7 protein-coding genes are annotated in these 6,072 nt (G+C 41.9%); 2 read left to right on the forward strand and 5 right to left on the reverse strand.

All coding sequences use genetic code 11. From position 1 onward, the window contains the following. Nucleotides 1-221, forward strand: a 221-nt coding sequence (locus ACCM36_RS09610) for a cupin domain-containing protein (protein WP_370573540.1), incomplete at its 5' end; no start/stop codon positions are given. Further along, nucleotides 218-1,087 (forward strand): UTP--glucose-1-phosphate uridylyltransferase GalU, encoded by an 870-nt coding sequence (gene galU / locus ACCM36_RS09615; protein WP_370573541.1) that lies wholly within the window; start codon nucleotides 218-220, stop codon nucleotides 1,085-1,087. The genes ACCM36_RS09610 and galU, both read left to right, overlap by 4 nt. 21 nt (nucleotides 1,088-1,108) lie before the next feature. Here galU and ACCM36_RS09620 read toward each other — a convergent pair whose 3' ends face one another. The 5 genes from ACCM36_RS09620 to ACCM36_RS09640 are packed head-to-tail and all read right to left on the reverse strand — an operon-like array spanning nucleotide 1,109 to nucleotide 5,991. Beyond that, a complete protein-coding gene (locus ACCM36_RS09620) occupies nucleotides 1,109-2,080 on the reverse strand; it encodes a hypothetical protein (protein WP_370573542.1) in 972 nt (323 codons plus the stop codon). Between the two features lie 51 nt (nucleotides 2,081-2,131). Further along, nucleotides 2,132-3,136 carry a Gfo/Idh/MocA family protein gene (locus tag ACCM36_RS09625; RefSeq protein WP_370573543.1) on the reverse strand — a complete coding sequence of 335 codons (1,005 nt, stop codon included), beginning with the start codon at nucleotides 3,134-3,136 and terminating at the stop codon, nucleotides 2,132-2,134. Beyond that, on the reverse strand, nucleotides 3,133-4,200 hold the full coding sequence (locus ACCM36_RS09630) for a DegT/DnrJ/EryC1/StrS family aminotransferase (protein WP_370573546.1): 1,068 nt from the start codon (nucleotides 4,198-4,200) through the stop codon (nucleotides 3,133-3,135). Before ACCM36_RS09630 ends, ACCM36_RS09625 begins: the two co-directional genes overlap by 4 nt. A gap of 37 nt (nucleotides 4,201-4,237) precedes the next feature. Beyond that, the gene (locus ACCM36_RS09635) at nucleotides 4,238-4,867 is read right to left on the reverse strand and encodes an acyltransferase (RefSeq protein WP_370573544.1); all 630 of its coding nucleotides are present in this window, start codon (nucleotides 4,865-4,867) and stop codon (nucleotides 4,238-4,240) included. Next, entirely contained in the window at nucleotides 4,864-5,991 is a 1,128-nt protein-coding gene (locus ACCM36_RS09640) for a glycosyltransferase (RefSeq protein WP_370573545.1), read from the reverse strand. The genes ACCM36_RS09635 and ACCM36_RS09640 overlap by 4 nt, the downstream gene beginning before the upstream one ends. Between the last annotated feature and the right edge of the window lie 81 nt (nucleotides 5,992-6,072).

Consider the following 6,072-nt stretch of genomic DNA (forward strand, 5'->3'; position numbering starts at 1 on the left):
TCAAAGGTATGGCTACCGTACAGGTAGACGACGAAACGTTTTTCCTGAGGCAGGGAGAAAGCACTTTCATTAGAGCCGGTATGAGGCATAGGCTTGTTAATGAAGGAAAGTTACCTCTGGAGATCATAGAAGTGCAACTTGGAGAATGTGTAGATGAAGATGACATAGTACGCTTTGATGATGAGTATGGAAGAGTTAAAAAGAGAAAGGATGAAAAATGACGATAAAAAAAGCTGTAATACCTGCTGCCGGCCTTGGCACGAGATTCCTCCCAGTGACGAAATCTATGCCAAAGGAAATGCTTCCGATCATCGATAAACCCGTGATCCACTATGTAGTGGAGGAAGCGATCAATTCCGGTATCGATGATATCATATTCGTAACAGGAAGAAGCAAGAGGTCTATAGAGGATTATTTTGATGATTCGCCTGAACTGGAAATGCACCTGAAGAGCAAGGGAAAAACAGAGATGCTGAAAATGGTGCAAGATATATCTTCTCTTGTGGATATCCACTACATCAGGCAGAAAGAACCCAGGGGATTGGGAGATGCGATACTTACAGCAGAAAAGCACATTAGCGGAGAACCTTTTGCTGTGCTTCTGGGTGACGACATAATAGTTAACAGTACGCCATGCACAAAGCAGCTGATCGAAGTTTTCAAAAAATATGGCCGTTCCACCATTGCAGTGGAGGAAGTTCCCAGGGAAAAGGTTAGCAACTACGGTATAATCAAAGGGCGTGAACTTGATGAGCATCTCTACCTACTTGAAGACATTGTGGAAAAACCTACCCCTGAAGAAGCTCCTTCGAATACTGGTGCAATTGGTAGATACGTATTTACTCCGGAAATATTTGACTGCATAAAAGAAACGGCATGTGGTGTAGGTGGAGAGATACAGCTGACCGATGGTATCAAGCTACTTAGCGGATCCCAAAAGATCTATGCATACAAGTTCACAGGCAAGCGTTATGATACCGGTGACAAACTGGAATATGTTAAGGCCATAGTGGATTTTGCTTTAGAGAATGAGGAAATGAGAGAGGAGATACTGGAACATATGAGAATGCTCAATCCATGTGATTGAGAATAAAAACGATTTTACATTTCAATTTTTAAGTATGTACTGATCCCACCACTCGACTATTTCTTTTCCGGAGGTCAGCCATGCACCCTTCATTGAGCAATAGGATAGTGTTTTCTCATAAAAGTCCAGTCCTTCGCCTAACATGGATGTGTTTGGCCAACTTAGTACAAGTACTCCTGAATTTTCTGATACTTTGTCAATGAGATGTTTTGTGAATTTCCAGACCTCTTCAACATCATTGTCCATATTCTTTGGATTCGCAAAACCGTTAAACATAGTGCTCTCCCTGATACTTGAAAGCAATATCATGATGCCCATGTCCTTATTTTCGTTAAAGTAATTAGCTCTGAAAAGACGATACATGCTTTCGCTAAGGTCCATACATTCCGGATCGACAAAAGTAATGATATATTCAAAACCTGCCATATCCAATGTTTTGCATGTTTCGGGAAGAGTAAAACAGTGATGCGGGTTCACATATCCCACCACCTTATCCCTTAATACATCTTCTAATTTTTGTTTTCGCGAAAGCATGTATTCGGCATCACAGCACAAACCCTGACTACCAAGAAAACCAACTTCCCAGCCATTCTCACGAATATTCTTCAATTCACATGCAAGGTCTGAAATGTCATAGTTATAGCCTTTCTCCCCTTTGTGAAGGACCGAGAAGTAAAAACCAGAAGTTGCACCATATCTGTGTTCAAGCTCTATGACCTTCTCAAAGTTAAAGAGTGGATTGAACTTCCTGCTGAGACTTGAGAAAAGCATCCTGAAGCTATCTTTCAGTAATCCGGTCTTCATGTGCCTGTAAGTGGAATGAAAAATATCAGATAATGAAGGGAAGATCACATCAATATTATGAACAAGGCATACGGCTAAATTTATTCCTTCGGGGTATTTAGGATCGAGCTTATTGTTTATCGGGAACTCTGATAATTGTGGTGGGTTCATCATGTCACGTTGTTGAGGAGCCATCTTCATCAATCCCACATCTGATAAACTCCCCATTCGAGCTTTAGAGGAATTCTTTAAGCTCCGGGTTCAGAATAGAACCTTTTTTCCTTCTTTTGCAGACAACAATGCTGCCTCTGCCATCCTGACAGCCCGCATACCTATTGTACCATTGGACAGAGGAGATCTACGCGAACCAATGCACTCGATAAAATGATTAAGTTCTTCTTTTAAAGGCTCTGCATATGGAATAGGAATGGTATAGGAACCTTCGTTCTCCACACTGAAAATGATATTTTCCTGAAAATCCTGTTCAGCTATCCGCATATCGAATATCTGGAGTTCCTGAGGTTTAAGGTAATCTATTTTAGCTACTTTTTCAGATCCTACCACAACAAGATCACGGTGTTTGCCATAAGCAGGCATGATCCAGCTTTCGAAAGCATAGCCAGTAGCATCACCAAAATCCATGGTGATCATAGCAGTTTCTTCAATCTCATCCTGCAATGAGCACCTTGTGTCTGCAAGTATGCTGAGTGGCATCTCCTTATTAACAAGATAACAGAAAATATCCACTTCATGAATACCCAGAGCATATATCACACCCATATCCTTTCTGGGGGCACCGAAAGAAAAACGATTGCCAAGCATTATCCTTATGGAACCCAGCTCTCCCAGATCGATCCTCTGCTTAAGCTCTTTTACCGCAGGATGATGCCTGAATATATGGCCTACCATAAGGATCCGGCCCGTCCTTTCAGCGACCTCTACAAGCTCCTCAGCCTGGCAGATGTCCATGGTCATGGGTTTTTCAACAAGTACATCTTTTCCCGCTTCCATCAGCTCTTTGGCAAGATGAAAATGAGTAGGCGAAGGTGTGACTATGCTGACACCATTGATAGTAGGATCATTCAGAAGTTTTCGATAATCAGTGATATAGTCGATCCTGAATAGTTCCCCGAGCTCTTTTGCACGCTTCTCATTTATATCGCAGATGATCACTTTATCAATAAGACCTTCGGAATGAAGTTCACTATATGTACGCACATGGTTCTTACCCCAGTAACCAGTACCTATGACCGCAATACCCGTCATTTTACCCCCCGCTTGATATTGTCGGCAATATAATGGACCTGCTCATCCGTAAGTTTTGGATGCATTGGTATAGAAAGAATATTCTTTACACATTCATCTGTTACAGGAAGTGTCACCTTAGGGGCTTCCATACACGGCTGCCTGTGGACCGGCACAGGGTAGTAAACTCCCGTACTTACACCTTTGCTATGCAGATATTCACGCAGAGCATCCCTGTTGGATGTTTGCAGAGTATAAACATAATAAGCATGCTTTGCCCAATCCGCTTCTTTAGGGACGGTTACCGTATCTTCCAGCAGATCGTTGTACATAGAAGCTATTTGCCGCCTTCTTTCAACCCACTGCGGAAGGTGCTTCAATTGCTGTCTTCCAATTGCAGCCGGAATCTCGCTCATTCTGAGATTAAGACCCAATAATTCATGCAGATATTTATCGGTACGGCCATGATCCCTTAACATCGACATCTTATGAGCGATCTCTTTGTCATCTGTGACAACCATTCCGCCATCGCCTCCAACTGTCATATTCTTTGACGGGAAAAAACTGAATACAGCGAAATTACCAATAGAACCTGTGCTTTTTCCTTTGTATTCTGCACCGTGGGCCTGGCAGGCATCTTCAACAACATGTACCTCATGCTCTTTTGCGACCTGCATGATAGGATCCATATCAGCAGGGTGCCCATAAAGATGAACCGGGATTATAGCCTTTGTACTGGGAGTGATAGCCTCCTCAAGCTTTTCAGGGTCAAGATTGTAGTTCACAGGGTCTATGTCAACATATACCGGAGTGGCACCCAGGAACTTTGCCGGGCTTGCCGTAGCAATAAAGGTATGAGATGGAACTATTACCTCATCCCCTCTTGCGACCCCAAGAGCCATCATTGTTAAAAGCATGGCTGAGGTTCCGGAATTTACCCCAATTGCATATTTGGAGTTGCAATATGCAGCGAATTCTGCCTCAAAAGCTGTCAAATTCTTACCTTTCACATACTGACCGCTGTCAAGAACAGCATTAACAGCTTTTTTTATCTCGTCATCAATGTACATTTCACTTAAATTCACCTGCAAAATCTCAACTCCTTTTTACAGACAGCTTTGATCATTCATTTAACCATTCATAAGGTCTTGTGAAATAACCAACTTCACATTTCATTTCATCAATACTGCAAACCACATGTGCAGGATTACCATAGGCAAGTACATTTGGGGGTATATCTTTCGTGACTACAGATCCCATTCCAATCAAAGAGTTCTCCCCAATAGTTACTCTTGGGCCAATAGTTACATTACCACCTATCTTCACCCCACTTTTAAATGTGACATTCTTAGCACAATCCTCGAACCGTGGACAAGGAGGATGAAGGACATTCAATATCGTAGTTGAAGGACCTATCCACACATTATCTTCAATGATAACGAATTCCGGTATAAAACAATTGGAATGGATCCTTACATTGTTACCTATGTGATTTTCACGTTCGACCACAGAATGGGAACCTATGCTTACATTGTCACCTATGATGTTCCCTTCCCGGATGAGCACACCATGTCCTGTCTGGAACTTATCACCGATCTTGTTACCACCATATATGACAGAATGCGAGCGTATGGTAGCATTGTCTCCAATTATTGTTGCTGGACCTTCGGCAGGATATATACCTATCTCTACGAAAGCCTGTACATTTGAGTTTTTTCCAATTATCGCTTTATCGTTCTTCATAGCGGTCATTTATTGGTGATCTTCACTCTTTCGGTTGGCTCCCATATGTGGACATCCCTTAGCATATTGAAGAAACCAAGGAAAAGATAGCTCTGGTAGATAATAAATGAAGATAATACATTTGGCACTACACCACCTATAGATACGAGGGCAAATATCGCTAACACAAAAATAACTGAATATAAGATGCTAAAAGATGCCAAATAGAAGAACCAGGCAAGGAGAGATAAAAAGAATATTGTAGGTACCACAAAGAAAAGAAGTATTCTTAGGGGGAAAACAAAGGTTCCAAATTTTCCGAACTTCGGAGAAAGTGCATCCCTGTTGAAAAAAGTGGCTTCCAGAAGCCTTGTGGCTCGACGTATCTTTTGCCTGCGCTGTTCATAGAATTTGTCAGGTACGTATTCATAGAACTTAGCAGATGGTACGTATTGACACCTGTATCCTTTTTTTATTACTGACAATGCCATACTTGCATCATCTGCACCTCTGCGGGTGTTAAGGGAAGAAGAAGCTTCCTTTTTGAATGCAACCACCGGACCGTTGAAACAAAAAGTTGAATGTACCTTACTTTCCCAGGTGCATATCCTGCCATATATGGACCTGTAAGCCGATTCAGAATTGGAGAACACAGATTCCCCTTTAGCCACTGGTATCAGATCACCTGAAACTGCACCAACATCATCACTGCTAAGAAGTACTGAGAGGAGATTTGGAATTGTATTTTCATCAAAAAGTCCATCAGCTCCGGTTATAACCACGAGCTCATTGCTGGAATTCTCTATTCCCCGATTGATGGCCTTATTGACCCCGCTTCTTTCATGGGTAATTACCTTTCCTTTTATCGAATGCTGCTGTAAAGCAGTTTTTGCGACTTCCTCCGTTCTGTCCTGTGAGCCGTCATTCGAAACGATTATTTCAAGTTTCTCGACAGGATAAACAGAAGAAAGGTTGTTGATACGGTCAGTTATAACAGCCTCTTCATTATAAGCGGGGATTACTACACTGACCACAGGCAATGATTCAAGCTTTTTTACCTGCGGATCTTTTGTTGTAAAGGCTCCCATAAGATAGATAAGATAGACACTAGCTGGGATGATTGTCAAAAAAACAGCTATGGGTAGTAGGCTCATGTGCATCATTTTAGGAATTAATATGGAATCAAAGAAGCTACTCACAACGTATAGTCAGTTCTATAATATATAGATAATGCC

Source organism: Methanomethylovorans sp. (assembly GCF_041305605.1).
Classification (GTDB): domain Archaea; phylum Halobacteriota; class Methanosarcinia; order Methanosarcinales; family Methanosarcinaceae; genus Methanomethylovorans.

Bases quoted from the DNA above. Each gene is read 5' to 3' on its own strand.
- ACCM36_RS09640 (WP_370573545.1), bottom strand. From the start codon at position 5,991: ATGAGCCTACTACCCATAGCTGTTTTTTTGACAATCATCCCAGCTAGT.
- ACCM36_RS09635 (WP_370573544.1), bottom strand. From the start codon at position 4,867: ATGACCGCTATGAAGAACGATAAAGCGATAATTGGAAAAAACTCAAAT.
- ACCM36_RS09625 (WP_370573543.1), bottom strand. From the start codon at position 3,136: ATGACGGGTATTGCGGTCATAGGTACTGGTTACTGGGGTAAGAACCAT.
- galU (WP_370573541.1), top strand. From the start codon at position 218: ATGACGATAAAAAAAGCTGTAATACCTGCTGCCGGCCTTGGCACGAGA.